Source organism: Nitrospinota bacterium (genome assembly GCA_027619975.1).
Classification (GTDB): domain Bacteria; phylum Nitrospinota; class Nitrospinia; order Nitrospinales; family VA-1; genus JADFGI01.
The window spans coordinates 1-13,770 of the sequence record JAQCGX010000028.1 but is presented as its reverse complement, the minus strand read 5'-3'; the positions used below and the strand labels follow the sequence as shown (position 1 = coordinate 13,770).

The 13,770-nt window shown below is 49.8% G+C and carries 14 protein-coding genes; 6 read left to right on the top strand and 8 right to left on the bottom strand.

Annotated features, from left to right (window positions below; all coding sequences use genetic code 11):
• Positions 1–29: 29 nt before the first annotated feature.
• The 4 genes from ispD to O3C58_10350 all read left to right on the top strand — a co-directional run bounded on the left by ispD (position 30) and on the right by O3C58_10350 (position 2,936).
• Entirely contained in the window at positions 30–728 is a 699-nt protein-coding gene (gene ispD, locus O3C58_10365; GenBank protein ID MDA0692263.1) for a 2-C-methyl-D-erythritol 4-phosphate cytidylyltransferase, read from the top strand.
• 82 nt (positions 729–810) lie between these two features.
• The gene (locus O3C58_10360; protein ID MDA0692262.1) at positions 811–1,299 is read left to right on the top strand and encodes a peroxiredoxin; all 489 of its coding nucleotides are present in this window, start codon (positions 811–813) and stop codon (positions 1,297–1,299) included.
• 148 nt (positions 1,300–1,447) lie between these two features.
• On the top strand, positions 1,448–2,542 hold the full coding sequence (locus O3C58_10355; protein MDA0692261.1) for a deoxyhypusine synthase family protein: 1,095 nt from the start codon (positions 1,448–1,450) through the stop codon (positions 2,540–2,542).
• A 22-nt stretch (positions 2,543–2,564) separates the two neighbouring features.
• Positions 2,565–2,936 (top strand): cupin domain-containing protein, encoded by a 372-nt coding sequence (locus O3C58_10350; protein ID MDA0692260.1) that lies wholly within the window; start codon positions 2,565–2,567, stop codon positions 2,934–2,936.
• A gap of 93 nt (positions 2,937–3,029) precedes the next feature.
• Here the strand turns inward: O3C58_10350 and O3C58_10345 are convergent, their stop codons facing one another.
• Positions 3,030–3,272 (bottom strand): hypothetical protein, encoded by a 243-nt coding sequence (locus O3C58_10345; protein ID MDA0692259.1) that lies wholly within the window; start codon positions 3,270–3,272, stop codon positions 3,030–3,032.
• Positions 3,273–3,606: 334 nt separating this feature from the next.
• Here O3C58_10345 and O3C58_10340 point away from each other — a divergent pair, with 334 nt between their 5' ends.
• Positions 3,607–3,966, top strand: coding sequence for a hypothetical protein (locus O3C58_10340; protein MDA0692258.1), 360 nt, complete (start codon positions 3,607–3,609; stop codon positions 3,964–3,966).
• Here the strand turns inward: O3C58_10340 and O3C58_10335 are convergent.
• The 4 genes from O3C58_10335 to O3C58_10320 all read right to left on the bottom strand — a co-directional run bounded on the left by O3C58_10335 (position 3,953) and on the right by O3C58_10320 (position 8,576).
• The gene (locus tag O3C58_10335) at positions 3,953–5,095 is read right to left on the bottom strand and encodes a cation diffusion facilitator family transporter (protein ID MDA0692257.1); all 1,143 of its coding nucleotides are present in this window, start codon (positions 5,093–5,095) and stop codon (positions 3,953–3,955) included. The two genes, O3C58_10340 and O3C58_10335, sit on opposite strands and share 14 nt — an antisense overlap.
• A gap of 69 nt (positions 5,096–5,164) precedes the next feature.
• Positions 5,165–6,304: an A/G-specific adenine glycosylase gene (gene mutY / locus O3C58_10330; protein MDA0692256.1), complete on the bottom strand. Its 1,140-nt coding sequence runs from the start codon at positions 6,302–6,304 to the stop codon at positions 5,165–5,167.
• A gap of 78 nt (positions 6,305–6,382) precedes the next feature.
• The gene (locus tag O3C58_10325) at positions 6,383–7,021 is read right to left on the bottom strand and encodes a radical SAM protein (GenBank protein ID MDA0692255.1); all 639 of its coding nucleotides are present in this window, start codon (positions 7,019–7,021) and stop codon (positions 6,383–6,385) included.
• Positions 7,022–7,142: 121 nt separating this feature from the next.
• Positions 7,143–8,576 carry a radical SAM protein gene (locus O3C58_10320; protein MDA0692254.1) on the bottom strand — a complete coding sequence of 478 codons (1,434 nt, stop codon included), beginning with the start codon at positions 8,574–8,576 and terminating at the stop codon, positions 7,143–7,145.
• A 170-nt stretch (positions 8,577–8,746) separates the two neighbouring features.
• On the opposite strand from O3C58_10320, the gene O3C58_10315 reads away from it, so the two are divergent.
• Entirely contained in the window at positions 8,747–9,712 is a 966-nt protein-coding gene (locus O3C58_10315) for a D-glycerate dehydrogenase (GenBank protein MDA0692253.1), read from the top strand.
• Between the two features lie 34 nt (positions 9,713–9,746).
• On the opposite strand, the gene ychF is transcribed toward O3C58_10315, so the two are convergent.
• From ychF to recJ, 3 genes are all read right to left on the bottom strand, one after another.
• Positions 9,747–10,844, bottom strand: coding sequence for a redox-regulated ATPase YchF (ychF, locus tag O3C58_10310; GenBank protein MDA0692252.1), 1,098 nt, complete (start codon positions 10,842–10,844; stop codon positions 9,747–9,749).
• A 168-nt stretch (positions 10,845–11,012) separates the two neighbouring features.
• Positions 11,013–11,786: a ceramidase domain-containing protein gene (locus tag O3C58_10305; GenBank protein ID MDA0692251.1), complete on the bottom strand. Its 774-nt coding sequence runs from the start codon at positions 11,784–11,786 to the stop codon at positions 11,013–11,015.
• A 54-nt stretch (positions 11,787–11,840) separates the two neighbouring features.
• The gene (gene recJ / locus O3C58_10300; protein ID MDA0692250.1) at positions 11,841–13,589 is read right to left on the bottom strand and encodes a single-stranded-DNA-specific exonuclease RecJ; all 1,749 of its coding nucleotides are present in this window, start codon (positions 13,587–13,589) and stop codon (positions 11,841–11,843) included.
• Positions 13,590–13,770 lie beyond the last annotated feature (181 nt).

Sequence of the window (13,770 nt, the reverse complement as noted above, 5' to 3'; positions counted from 1 at the left end):
ACCCAGTTCTCACGTCACTAATTGCAGCCATGAAAATTTCTGCCATCATTCCTGCCGCCGGTCAGGGAACCCGCATGGGCTCTGCGATCCCAAAACAGTTCCTATTGTTGCAAGGAAAGCCGATTCTTCACCACACGCTCAGGGCGTTTGAAGCCTCGGGGCAAGTGGATTCGGTGATTCTAGTGGTGCCGGAAAAAGATTCCGCCGCCGCCAAAAAAGAATGGTTGCTGGGTTACGACATCGTAAAAAAAATTGTTGTCGGAGGCAAGGAGCGTCAGGATTCCGTCTATAACGGCTTTCAGGCTCTCGATGCGGATACGGATGTGGTCCTCGTTCATGATGGCGTGCGTCCCTTTGTAACGGGGGATATGATCCTACGAGCCATCGAAGCCGCTAAAAACTTTGGCGCGGCCATCACCGCCATTCCGGTGAATGACACGATCAAGTTAGCGGATGCCGATGGGTTTGTGGAGAAGACCGTGGACCGCAGTGGCTTATGGCGTGTTCAAACGCCGCAGGCGTTTCAATATGCCGTTCTTAACGAAGCGTTTCAAAAGGCGGTGCAGGACTCTTATTATGGAACCGATGAAGGTTCTCTATTAGAGTACGCTGGCAAAAAGGTGAAAATCATCGAAGGATCGGAGATGAACATCAAGATCACCCGCCAGGAGGATCTCATTCTGGGAGAGGCTATTTTAAACAGACGGGCGGCAGAAGGTGAACCATGACTCCTGCTGTTGAAAACGGAAACTTTGCTTCCATCTTCATTTGCCTGCATCTAACCAAGTAATATCTTCCGCAAAATTATTTATGTTAAAAAAAATACTTGAAGTCATCAAATTATTTATAAGGAGACCGACCATGCTGGATGTGGGAACACAAGCGCCGGATTTTTCAGTTCAGGATCACCACGGCAAACAAGTCAGTTTGAAAGATTTTAGCAGCAAGAAAGTGGTGATTTGGTTTTACCCTAAAGCCGACACGCCCGGATGCACGATGGAAGGGCAGGGGTTCCGCGATGATTATAAAAAGTTTGAAGATAAAAACACCGTCATTCTGGGTGTCAGCTTGGATGGTGTAGCGGATAACAAAGCGTTTGCAGAAAAATATTCCTTTCCGTTTCAATTGCTTTGCGATGTCAATCGCGAGATCGCCCTGGCTTATCATGCGGTGCAGAATCCCGATGACCAGTATGCGTCGCGTATTTCCTATGTGATCGATGAAGCGGGGAAAATTCAGGAGGCCATCGCCAAGGTTGATACGAAGACCCATTCCGGCGAACTCTGCACCCGTATGTGAAAAAATACCCTCAAACCAGACTCCTCCCAGGGTTTTTCCTGGGCAGGTTGAAGGTTTTCCGTTTTGCCCCATGACCGCTGGCTTGACCTTTAGCGGGCATACAGATATTATGACGCGCTCTATCCCCCTTTAGTTTTTGGAGAAAAATATGGCTTACAAAGATTCACTAGACCGCAAAACCATGGGTGACATAAAAAAACAGAAGAAACAAGATCTTCTCCACACACGAATTGCCCCGATCGATTTTGAAAAGATCGAAACGGTGGCCGACCTGGTGGATTCTTTCAGCGGCAGTTCCATTCAGGCACGCAATATCGGTCTTTGCGCCAACGTGTATAAAAAAATGCTGACCGACCCCGAGCGGCCCACCATCATGCTGGGCCTCGCCGGGCCTTTGATCGCCGCAGGCTTACGAAAAATAATCCGCGATATGATCCATAACAATATGGTGGACGTGATCGTATCCACGGGAGCGGTTCTTTATCAGGATTTTTATGCGGCATTGGGAGGCGGGCATTATTATGGCAGTCCCAACGCGGATGACACGAAATTACGGGAGCTGTTCATCAACCGGATTTATGACACCTATGTCGATGAGGAACTGTTCGCCGAATATGATTCCCTGATCGGGCGATTCGCGGGAACCCTGGAGCCCCGGCAGTACTCAAGCCGGGAGTTTATCAACAAATTGTCGGAAACCATTGATGACGAGGACTCCATTCTGGTCGCCGCGAGAAAAAATGGCGTCCCCATATTTTGCCCGGCCATCAGCGATTCCAGCATCGGTATTGGTCTGATGGAGCATTATTATATGTCCAAAAAAGCGGGGAAAACGCCCATCACCATCGATGTTATTCGCGATAATTATGAACTGACGCAACTCGTGGTTCAGTCCCCTGGAACGGCGGCGTTTTATGTGGCGGGCGGAGTTCCCAAAAACTATATCAACGATTCCATCGTCATGTCCTACATTTTTGACCAGTACACGGGCGGCCACAAGTACGCCTTGCAAGTGACCACCGATTCTCCGCATTGGGGCGGCTTGAGCGGCAGTACCCTGGCGGAAGCGCAATCCTGGGGCAAGGTCAACAAAGAAGCCAATTTTGCCATGGCGTTTGTCGAACCCAGCGTATCGCTTCCCCTGATCTACGGTCATGCTTATCAAAAAGGGTTTTACAAGGACCGCAAAAAATTGCACCTGAACTGGTCCGGCGATGTTCTGCAGGAACTGAAAATAGTCTAGTGACCCGCTTAAGGATTTGAGGATGGACCCCAAAAAACAAGTGGTTTTTCTGCCGCCGGAAGAGGCGCCCTCTTTTGAACTCAAGGGCATTTGTATCGATCAACTATTGCCCAAAAAGGCGTGCTGTCAATTTTCCGCCTATCGGGTAAAAATGCGGCCCGGACAGATCAAGAAAACCAGTTATCATAAAGCAGGCGAAGAGCTTTATTATGTGCTGGAGGGGTCTGGTGTCGCGGTGTTAGACGGCACCGAGTATATTTTAAAGAAAGGCTGCTTTTTCCGCGTTCCTCCCAGCACCCTGCACCAGTTCATTACCAAAGATGAAGGTCTCGATCTTTTAAACTTCCACAGCCCGCCGGTTTTTTCCGACCACGATACGTATTTTAAAGATTGAACCGGATTCAATGAACCGCGCCGTCATGTCCATGACGGTTCATGTGGGAGGAAGAGATGATTCTGAAATGGGGAAAGAGGCTGGGGACGCTCCTCAAATGCTGAGGAGCTGGGCGATTTCCATATAACCTTCTTTTTCTGCATAGTAGATGATTGCATCGAGGGGATCATCCATGTCGATGGCGGCGGCAGTTTTAGAAGAGCTATCAAGGATTTTTCGGAAACCTCTCAGCAAATTTTCTACCGCGTGGTGCTGATGGTTGTTCCCCGAGTTATAAAATTCACTCCAAAATTGATCCAGCAGACCCTGTGTATCTAAATATTCCTGTACGTACATTGTAAACTCCATATTTAAATGATTCATTGGTTTTACTGTCTCTATTTAACAGCACCCTTATTAGGGAGGAGTTAGAAGTAGGTTATGTTTTGCTTAGTTTTTAAGAGATGGTAATTCAGAAAGGCTGTCAAAAGTCGCTGAAAAACCGCATATTACAGGTAGTTCGCAGTAAACATGGTTTGCCGGGACAGTCAGTTTTCCGCTGTTGGTGGAGGTGTTGCGCAGATCACAATGGGTTGTGACGTCCTTCTTTTTTAATTGTGAACAATCGTATTAACTTAACACTGACAGAAACTTCCTAATGAACGTTTAAATTAATTTCAGGAATCATGAAATGATTAGGCGACTATTTTTTATTACCGCGTTCATTCTGGTTTTTTCTCCTACGCATGTTTTCGCAGATACCGTGCCTAAACCCATCACAACGGCAAAGGCGATGGGCTTGAAGCCAGCCGATCCCCCCTGTAAGAATGCCCAATTCACTCAAAAAAAGTTCCGCCCTGAAGTTAGGAAGGATCTTCCGTTTCCCCCAGGTGCTTTTGTAGAATTGAAAAGTTGCGACGATGTGGATTTGCCTGAAAAACCCGCGTCAACCGAGGAGGCTTTGAAGCAGGAAGAAACCGAGAAGCAGAAGGCCCTCGAAAAATTGAGTATGGTGTTGAGTTACCTATGTAACCCGGTTAATCGGCATTGATATCTACAAAAATCCGGACATCGTCTATTTCGGGCGCGGACTTTAAACGGTGCGTGAGGTCATCCGTGAGGGCATGAATTTCGGCGATGGTTTTTTGGGGATCGACCTGAACGAATAATTCTATGACGTTGGTTCCGGTGAGATGATGAACCCGCATTCGGGTTCTTTTCAATTGCACTTTCGATGCGGCAATTACAGGGTCCACAATTTTTTCCAGGTCCTTGCGGGTGACGGTATAGAGGGGCAGGAGTTTTTGGTCTTCTTCGCCATCGACGTGAACCAGAACATCTTGCACCTTGTCAAAGACGTTGACCAGTTTTCTTCGCACCTTTTCCGCCGCCGCGTGTCCCTCGGTCACCGTTAAATCGGTGTCCACCAATATGTGGACGTCCATAAAGATTTCTCCGCCCAGGGTACGCGTTCTCAAGTCATGGAATTTAATGACCTCGGGGATGCCGTCAATGATCTTTTGAATCTCCTGGGTTTGATCTGCGCTCAAGCTCGTGTCCATGAGATCCCGCAATCCTTCCAAGAGAATACCATAGCCTACTTTGAGGATCATGAGGGCAACCACCCCGCCAGCCAGAGGGTCCATGAGAGGGTAGCCGTAATGCGCGCCGAGAATTCCGATCAAGGCCGCTATTGAAGAGATGGCGTCGGATCGATGATGCCAGGCATTAGCGATCACCGCCGGGCTATTGATCTTTTCTCCTATCCTGCGGGTATAATGAAAAATGCCTTCATTGGCGATGATGGAAAGCGTTGCTGCACCGGCGGCCAGCCAGGCGGGAATGGGCTGGAAATCGCTCGTCAGGACTTTCCAGACATCGTAGCCCACCCAGACTCCCGCCAGAATGATAACGCTACCGACGATCGTGGCGCCAATGGTTTCGGCCCGCCCGTGGCCGTAGGGATGGTTGGAATCCGCTGGAAGCTGACCGATTTTATGGGTGGCGAGAACAATGGCGTCGGTCAATAAATCGGATAACGAATGCATGGCGTCTGCTACCAGCGCCGTACTGTGACCAAGGATTCCGCCTATGAACTTGACGACCACAAGGACCAGGTTGACAAAAGCGCCGACCAGCGTCGCCTTGACACCTGGTGAAATTTCAATGGAATTTGACATCGATATTTTAAATAAACGGGTAACAGGTTAATGTCCGCAAAACATGCAACTTATTATATAAGACTGGGGTCAGGTTTGCCGGGATTCCTTTTTTCTTCCCCGGCTGGCAGGAATTAATTTATGACCGTTGAGGCCATTGGTTTTTAAATGGTCCAGTATTTTTACATTGGCCGCTGGAAAAGGATATTTATTAATGTTTTGAGGAGAAACCCATTTCCATTGCTCGCAACAGGTGGCGCGGATTTTCCCGGATAGGAGGGTGCAGGTGAAAACATGCAGGGTGACCCTGAACTGGGTGTAGCTGTGCTTGATGGTCAGGATCTTTTCCTTAATTTTAATTTGAACTCCCAACTCTTCAACAATTTCCCGACTCAGGCATTCTTCCGGAGTTTCTCCTTTCTCAATTTTTCCGCCGGGAAATTCCCATAGTCCTCCCATGAGCCCTTTCTGCGGCCTTTGCTGGATATAAGTTTTCCCGTTACGGTGAATCACCGCCGCGCTGACTTCAATTTTTTTAGAGATGGCTTTTACTTTGGCAGGTGGAAAATTTCCCTGAACGTTGTCTTTTTTAGCAAGACAAGCACTACTAAGCGGGCACAGAAGACACAGTGGATTTTGCGGCAGGCAGACCGTTGCCCCAAGTTCCATGAGCGCCTGATTGAAATCCCCCGGCAGGCGAGAAGGAACCATTTTCTCTGCAACCTGCCAGAGTCGATTCTCTGATGCGGAGGAACTTCCGTTTTCCATGAGGCAGAACAACCGGGACAACACCCGCTTCACATTGCCGTCGAGAACTGGAACATTGCGGTTGAATGCAATGCTGAGGACCGCACCGGCGGTGTAGCGCCCGACTCCCGGAAGCTTTAAAATTTCATCCCAGCTGTCGGGAACGTTGCCGTTAAATTCATTCACCATCAATTTTGCCGACCTGTGCAGGTTTCGTGCACGTGAGTAGTAACCCAGGCCTTCCCAGTGCTTCAAAACTCTGGGTTCACGGGCTCCGGCAAGGGTCTCGGTGGTGGGGAAAGATTTCAGCCAGCGCTGGTAATAGGGAATCACCGTTTTGACCTGGGTTTGCTGGAGCATGAATTCCGAAACCAGGATGTGATACGGGTCGTCCGTGTTGCGCCAGGGGAGATCACGCTTTTCTCTTTGGTACCATTCCAAAAGCGACTGTTGAATGCGTTGAATTATTTTTGGAGATGGCATGGGATCCAAGTTTGCAGGGATCAGGAAACGATGGCTGAATGTTGCAAGCTATCATTCAGGGCGGCGGGATACCAGAGGCTATACGCCGATAGCATCCTTGCTCCAGATCACTTTGTGAAGTTGGGTTTGCAGTCGGACGGGCAGGTTGTCCTCAAGGATCCATTGAGCCAGGTCTTTGAGGTCGAGTTTTTCATAAACGGGGGAAAACAATACCTGGGCGTTTTTGTGAATGGAATATTCGTTAAGGATTTTCTTGCTCCAGTCATAGTCCTCGCGGTCGAGGATAACGAATTTCACTTCGTCCTTTAACGTCAGATGCCGGAGATTTTCATAATTATTTTTGGATTCTTCTCCGCTACCGGGACATTTCAGGTCCATGATTTTGACCACCTGTTCAGGGACCTCATTGATAGGGAGAGCGCCTCCTGTTTCCAGCATGACGGTGTAATTTTTTCCCAGTAACGTTTGCATTAAAGGGATGGCCTCTTTTTGCATCAAAGGTTCTCCCCCGGTTATTTCCACCAGGGAGATTCCAAACTGGTCGACAGCGTCGACCACATCCTCGATCGTCATGCCTTTTCCTTCATAGAAAGCGTATTCCGTATCGCACCAGGTGCAACGCAGATTGCATCCTGTGAGGCGGACAAACACGCACGGAAGCCCCGTATGGGAAGACTCCCCTTGAATGCTTTTAAATATTTCGTGGATCTTCAACATGTGGCGCACCTGATGAAACGAGAGTCGATAATTTTATTCTTTGATTCTACAGCAACTTTTCAAGTGGATCATCATCAAACATGCAGGCGGGAAAATAGGGGGGGCGGCTTGAACGGGGTTCTCAACCGAAGCTGAGACGGCTGGTCAGGATCTTGGTTCCCATGCGGACTTTAGCCGAGAAGTCTTCCCAGGATCTTACTTTAGCGATTTGTTTCATGATGTAGGTGGGTTGGCGGTAAAACCGGGAATGACATTGGTCCTGAATTTCCCGGAGACTCTCTTCGGTGAAGTGCCGGTTCCAGAACTTGATTTTAAAGTCAGGGGTAGGATTTTCCGCGAACTCCTGCCAGTAATCATTGGAAATGATCCCTTCCTTCAGCATCTGGAAATACAGTTCGGTTTTGGGATAGGGCGTGCAGATGGAGAATTGCGCGTAATCCGGCTTCAACCGCTTGGCCAAAGCCACCGTGTCAAACATTTCTTTGCGAGTTTCGTGCGGGATGCCAATCATCATGTAGGCGAAAAAGCCAATTCCCGCTTGGCGGGTCATTTTACAGGCACGTTCCACTTTTTCCAGAGTCTGCCCTTTTTCCAGGTATTTCAGGTGACGGGGGGTGGCCGATTCGATGCCGTAATGAATCCGGTAGCATCCAGAACGCTTGAGCGCTCGAAGAAGCTCTTCATTGACGGTGTCCACGCGGGCGGAAATTTTGTAGTTTATTTTGATTCCCCGCTTGACGATGAGATCGCAGATCTCAAGAAGGATCTTTTTGTTGATGGTGATGGTGTCGTCCACGAAAAACAGGTCATCCACCCCTTGCTCGACCAGGTCTTCCACTTCGGCGACCACGCTTTCCGCTGATCGAAACCTGAAGGTGGTCTTGCGGATATCGCAGAACGAGCAGGCCGCCGGGCATCCCCTGGTGGCCTGTATGGTGAAAAACTGCCGACCTTCGCCGATGATATGTGCGTATTGCCCGATATCTACGAGATGGCGGGCGGGATTTGGCAGGGTGTCCAGATCCAGAAGTTCCGTTTCTTTAGGATTGACGTGGGCGATGTTATCTCGCTTCCACCCCAATCCCTTGATATTTTTAAGAGCATCTGACTCCGGCCCTTCGGCATCAAGAGCCTGGGTTAGTTTGGTGAAAATAGGTTCGCCTTCTCCGAAAACCACATAATCAATCAGTGGCAGATTGAGCGTTTCCTGGGGATATAAATTGACATGCGGCCCCCCCAGACAGATTTTTATATTCTGATCTTCCTGTTTTAAAACCTTCGCCGCATGGAGAGCGTCGAGCAGGTTAAAAGTCATGATGCTCATCGCTACCATGTCCGGCTTGATTTCCCGAATCCTATGACGCAAATCGGAGATCGATACTTTTTCCGGCGGGCAGTCGATGAAAACCGGCCTGTCTCCGGTGGCCCGTTCGTAATAGGCGGCAACGTAAAGCAGTCCCAGTTTGGGATAATAGCCTTTTCCGCCTTCCAGAGCCTTGGGGACCGAAGATTCAATGGAATGGGTTTCAGGGGGAACGAGAAATAATATTTTCATGGGATTAAGAAGATTTTTCTTTTAAACTCATGTCTATTAATCAACACGATTGTTATTGAAAGGACTCTGCCGCAAGCGGACGGAGACTTCGACAAGGATTTTTATTTAAAAGTCACAGCAAGCTACAGGGAATTAAACCCACTTGTGGGATTGAAAGGACTCGGATTCCATTGAAACCTATCGTCACCGTCACAAATAGTTTCCCGGCAATTGCCCTGGAAAAACTATATCCCCATTGCGAATTGAGAGTCAATAATACAGAGACTCCGCCCACCCAGGAGGATCTAAAACGGTCCTTCGCCGAAAGCGCGGCACTGGTCACTTACCTATCGGATAAAATCGGGCCGGACATAATCGATTGTGGAAAGAATCTGAAAATAATCGCCAATTACGGAGCGGGGTTCAACAATATCGATGTGGCTCACGCCCGTCAAAAGGGAATCTGGGTGAGCAACACGCCCGGCGTTCTGCATGAAACCACCGCTGACTTGACCTGGGCCATGATTCTTGGCGTGGCGCGGCAAATAGTTCCCTCCGACCGTTATACTCGTGAGGGAAAATTCAAAGGCTGGCAGGCCAAATTGTTTCTAGGGGGCGATGTGTACGGAAAAACCCTGGGCGTCATCGGCTGCGGGGAAATCGGCAAAGCAGTGGCCCGGCGTGCGCTCGGATTCAATATGCGGGTTTTGTACCATCAGAGAAATCGTTTGCCGGAAAATGTGGAGAAAGAGCTGAATGCGGAATTCGTTTCTCTCGATGAACTTTTAAAGCAGTCCGATTTCGTCACCTTGCACGTGCCGTTGACGGACGCAACCAAATACATGATCGGCAAAGCACAGTTGGAGATGATGAAACCATCTGCGTACCTGATCCACACCGCACGGGGAAAAGTGGTCGATGACCGGGCGCTGGTGGCGGTGCTCAGGGAAGGAAAATTGGCCGGGGCGGCGCTCGATGTTTACGAAAACGAACCGGAACTGACCGAAGGCATGACCGAACTCGACAACCTGATGCTTTTGCCGCATATTGGCAGCGCAAGCACCGATACCAGAAACTGCATGGCCCTGTTGGTTGCCGACAACGTTCTCGATGCCCTGGCGGGGAAACAACCGCGGTCGCTGGTCCCTGGGTGGTGATGAGCCTTATAAAACTAGCGAGTTTTGAAAATCATTAAACATTGAACCTAAAGTGGGCGATGTCGCCGTCCTGGAAAACGTAGTCTTTTCCTTCGATGCGCAGTTTCCCGGCTTCTTTCACCGCCGCTTCGGATTTGTATTTGACCAGGTCGTCATAATTGTAGACTTCCGCGCGGATGAATCCTTTTTCAAAATCCGAATGAATCACGCCTGCCGCTTGCGGCGCTTTGGAATTTTTTCTCAGGGTCCAGGCACGGTTTTCCTTTTCGCCAACGGTGAAATAGGTGACCAGATCCAGCAACTGGTATCCGGCATGGATCATCCGGTCGAGGCCGGTTTCCTGAAAGCCCAATTCTTCCAGGAACATTTTCTGTTCCTCAGGGTCTTCCATTTCCATGATTTCCTGTTCTAATTTACCGACCAGAGACACGACTCCCGCTCCTTCCTCAGCCGCATGTTTGCGGACGGCTAAGACATGTGCGTTTTCTGACTCCGAAGGGTCGGCGATATTGCAGACATAAAGAACGGGTTTCGCCGTGATCAGGTTGAGGGATTTGACGAACCGGGCTTCGTCCTCGCTGTGGGTTTCGAGGGTGCGAGCCGGTTTGCCGTCGCCTAAAATTTTTAAAAGTTGTTCGATCATTCTCAATTCAAAACTGGCTTCTTTGTTGCCACTTTTGGCGAGTTTTGCGATCTTTAAAATTCTGCGTTCCAGGTTTTCCATGTCGGAGATCATCAATTCCGTCTGGATGACTTCGATGTCTGAAAGCGGGTCCACTTTGTTGCTGACGTGTGGAATATTTTCGTCTTCAAAACAACGGACCACATGCGCAATGGCGTCCACTTCGCGGATGTGCCCGAGAAATTTATTGCCAAGCCCTTCGCCCTTGGAGGCTCCTTTGACGAGCCCGGCAATATCCACGAACTGCAACGTGGTGCGGACGGTTACTTTCGCGGTGACTAGTTGTGAGATCACATCCAGCCTCGGATCGGGAACGGCGACCATGCCGTTGTTGGGCTCGATGGTGGTGAAAGCGTAGTTGGCCGATTCCGCACCGGCGTGCGTGAGGGCGTTGAAAATCGTCGATTTACCCACATTGGGCAGGCCGACCAGGCCACAGGTGAATCCCATAATTTCCTCTTTTGAATGATAATTTTAGAAAAGCGATTCCGGCTCAACAAGGCAGGAGTCCAACGCGTACTCAATAACCCGGATCAGGCGGGAATATTAAGGGAGATACCATTTTATAACCAGTATGGGCAATGAGCAAATTATTTTGCAAAGAAGGCGTAAAAGGGGTTAAATCCTCTGCCGAACCCGAATATACTTTACCAGGCCGAAAACGGCAATCGCCGCGACAAGATGTTTCAAGGTATGGCCGCTCATGAGGTGATGGGTGAAAGCATAAACCCATCCGTCCAGCAACTCGAAACCTTTTGCCAGTCCGTACCCGACAATCACGGCAACCAGATGTCGGCCCCCGGTGTATACGGGGTTAAAAAGGATGAGAATGACAGGAATCATCAGTACAGGTAAAAACTGCACCAGAGCGTAGAGCCGAAGATCGCCGTGCCCAGCAGATTCAGTGACATCCCAGTAAATGACACTGCCGACTCCCACAACCATTAAAATTGGCAGAAGATACAAACCGGCTTTCAGGTGAATCCGTTCTGCGATAATAATAGAAAAAAATGCCATGAAGACGAGAGTCATCGGCAGTCGATCCCAAATGAGTGTATCGTTGGCGGGTGTCCAGTGGAAATAAGATGAACCGGGGGCCAGAAGTATCAGACCTGTAAACGCGACGCAGAAAGGGATGGCTTCGAGTGGATGAGTGAACCGGGTTTTATCTTTCCAATGTCTCCGAAGAGCAAGTAACCCAAGAATGCCGACCAATAAAAATAGAATGTTGGAGACGACATCGCCAAAATTAGGAATGCTCCATAGAGTTCTGTGATCTGCAAAGTTGAAATATTCGGGGTCTTGAGCGATGGGCGGAATAAAGAAGGCCGCCGCAATTCCAGCGGCAACGATACAAATTATGCTGCCTGTTTTGGCACGTCGGTTTAACAAAAGGTGTCTTTCATTTTTTTGAGCGAGGGATGGAAAGGGTGAGTGTTGGGAAATTTATTCGTCGTTCCCGGTGCGGCGAATGTCCTGCAATTGCAATTCTACCTTGTTCTGACCGTTCCAGGTGTTGATGTGGATCTCAAAGGCGATGTCCACAAGCTCCGTCACCGTGTCTATCGAGGAAAGGGCCTCTGCCATGCCAAACCCTATCGCATCAATTTTTCCCGCTCCCTGAGTGGCCCGGAAGCGAACATGGGTTGCCTCCTTCCCCATGGTGCGCAGGTTTTTAATGCGTACTCCCAGTGCCATGAATACCGGTAAGGGATTTTCCGCCCCAAAGGGTTCCAGCCGTTGAATGCTTTTGAGAAAATTGCGATTGATTTCCGCCAGTTGCAGGCACGCGTCGATTCGTAAATCGGGAATCAAATCGTCCTCTTTAAGAAAGCGGTGGCCAATGGCATTGATGGATTGCCGGAAAGGTTCCACATTTTTCTCTTCGATGTGCAGGCCTGCGGCGTAAGCGTGGCCGCCGAACTGGATAAAATGCTCCGTACATGCCGAGAATGCCTTGAACAGATTAAATTTTGGGATGCTTCTTCCAGATCCTTTGCCCGTGCCGCCCGCCAGAGCGATGAGAACGGTGGGACGAAAATATTTTTCGACTATGCGGGAGGCGACGATGCCGATCACTCCCGCATGAAAATTTTCCGAAGCCATGACGATGATCCGGTCATTTTCCAGATCTACTTGCCGGTCAATCAGGTACTCCGCTTCCTCCAGCGTCCACTGTTGGATTTCCTTGCGTTCGGTATTGATTTCTTCAATGCCACGGGCCATGGCCATAGCTTCATCCAGATTGGTGGAGGTCAATAGATGAAGACCGGCGTCGGCCCTGCCCAACCTGCCAGCGGCGTTTAGACGTGGTCCGAGGGAAAACCCGACCGTTCGGGCGTCAACATTCCCATCGACTCCGGCAACCGCTTTGAGCGCAACCATTCCCGGCTTGGCGGATTGGGCCATGACCTTCAACCCATGCGAACAGAGAATGTGGTTTTCCCCGGTCAGCGGTGCGACATCTGCGATGGTGCCAAGGGTGAACAGGTCGAGATGCCGTTTTAAATTAGGCAAGCGGCTTTTTCCCCATCCGGCCTGATGATGCAGGGCCGAGCGAACCGCCGTGGCCAGCTTGAAGACGATGCCCACGCCGCTCAAAAATCGAAACGGATAGTTGCAATCCGGCTGATGCGGGTTCAGGACGGCCACGCAGTCCGGCAGACCGTCGGCGCCGACCTGGTGATGGTCCGTCACGATCACATCCAGTCCCAGTTCGTTGGCTATTTTAACTTCAAGGTTGCCGGTGATGCCGCAATCGGCGGTGATCATCAGGGCGCTGCCTCCGGCCCGAATTTTTCGGACGGCATCGGCGTTGAGTCCATATCCCTCGGCCATGCGCTCGGGAAGGTAATAGTCGACAGCGACTCCGAGATCGCGGAAAAAGTGAATCAAGAAAGCGGCGGAGGATACGCCGTCCACATCGTAATCGCAAAATACGGTGATTTTCTCGCACGCTTCAATCGCCTGGACGACTCTGTCCACGGCTTTTTGCATTCCCTTCATTAGAAAAGGATCGTGCAGTTGGGTCAGATCGGCAGCGATGAAATTTCGCGCTTCATCGGCATCGGTTATCTTGCGATTGATGAGGAGTCCGGCAAGGACTGGAGAAATGCTGAGCGCTTGCGAAAGCTCGGTGACGAGTTCCGTGGATGGCTCTTGGAGTTGCCATTTTTTTTGCAGGAGGGAAATCATTAGAAAGCCATTGGTTGAAAATTAAGGGCATCTCTAAAAATTGACAACGGCACCGAATCGCCAATTCAAAGAAGCGTCTTTTATTTTAGTAGGACAGGCTTTCCAGCCTGTCCGCACGGGCTGGAAAGGCGGAATTAAATTCCGCACTTCCGCATTGACTTTAGGGCATCTCTAAAAATAG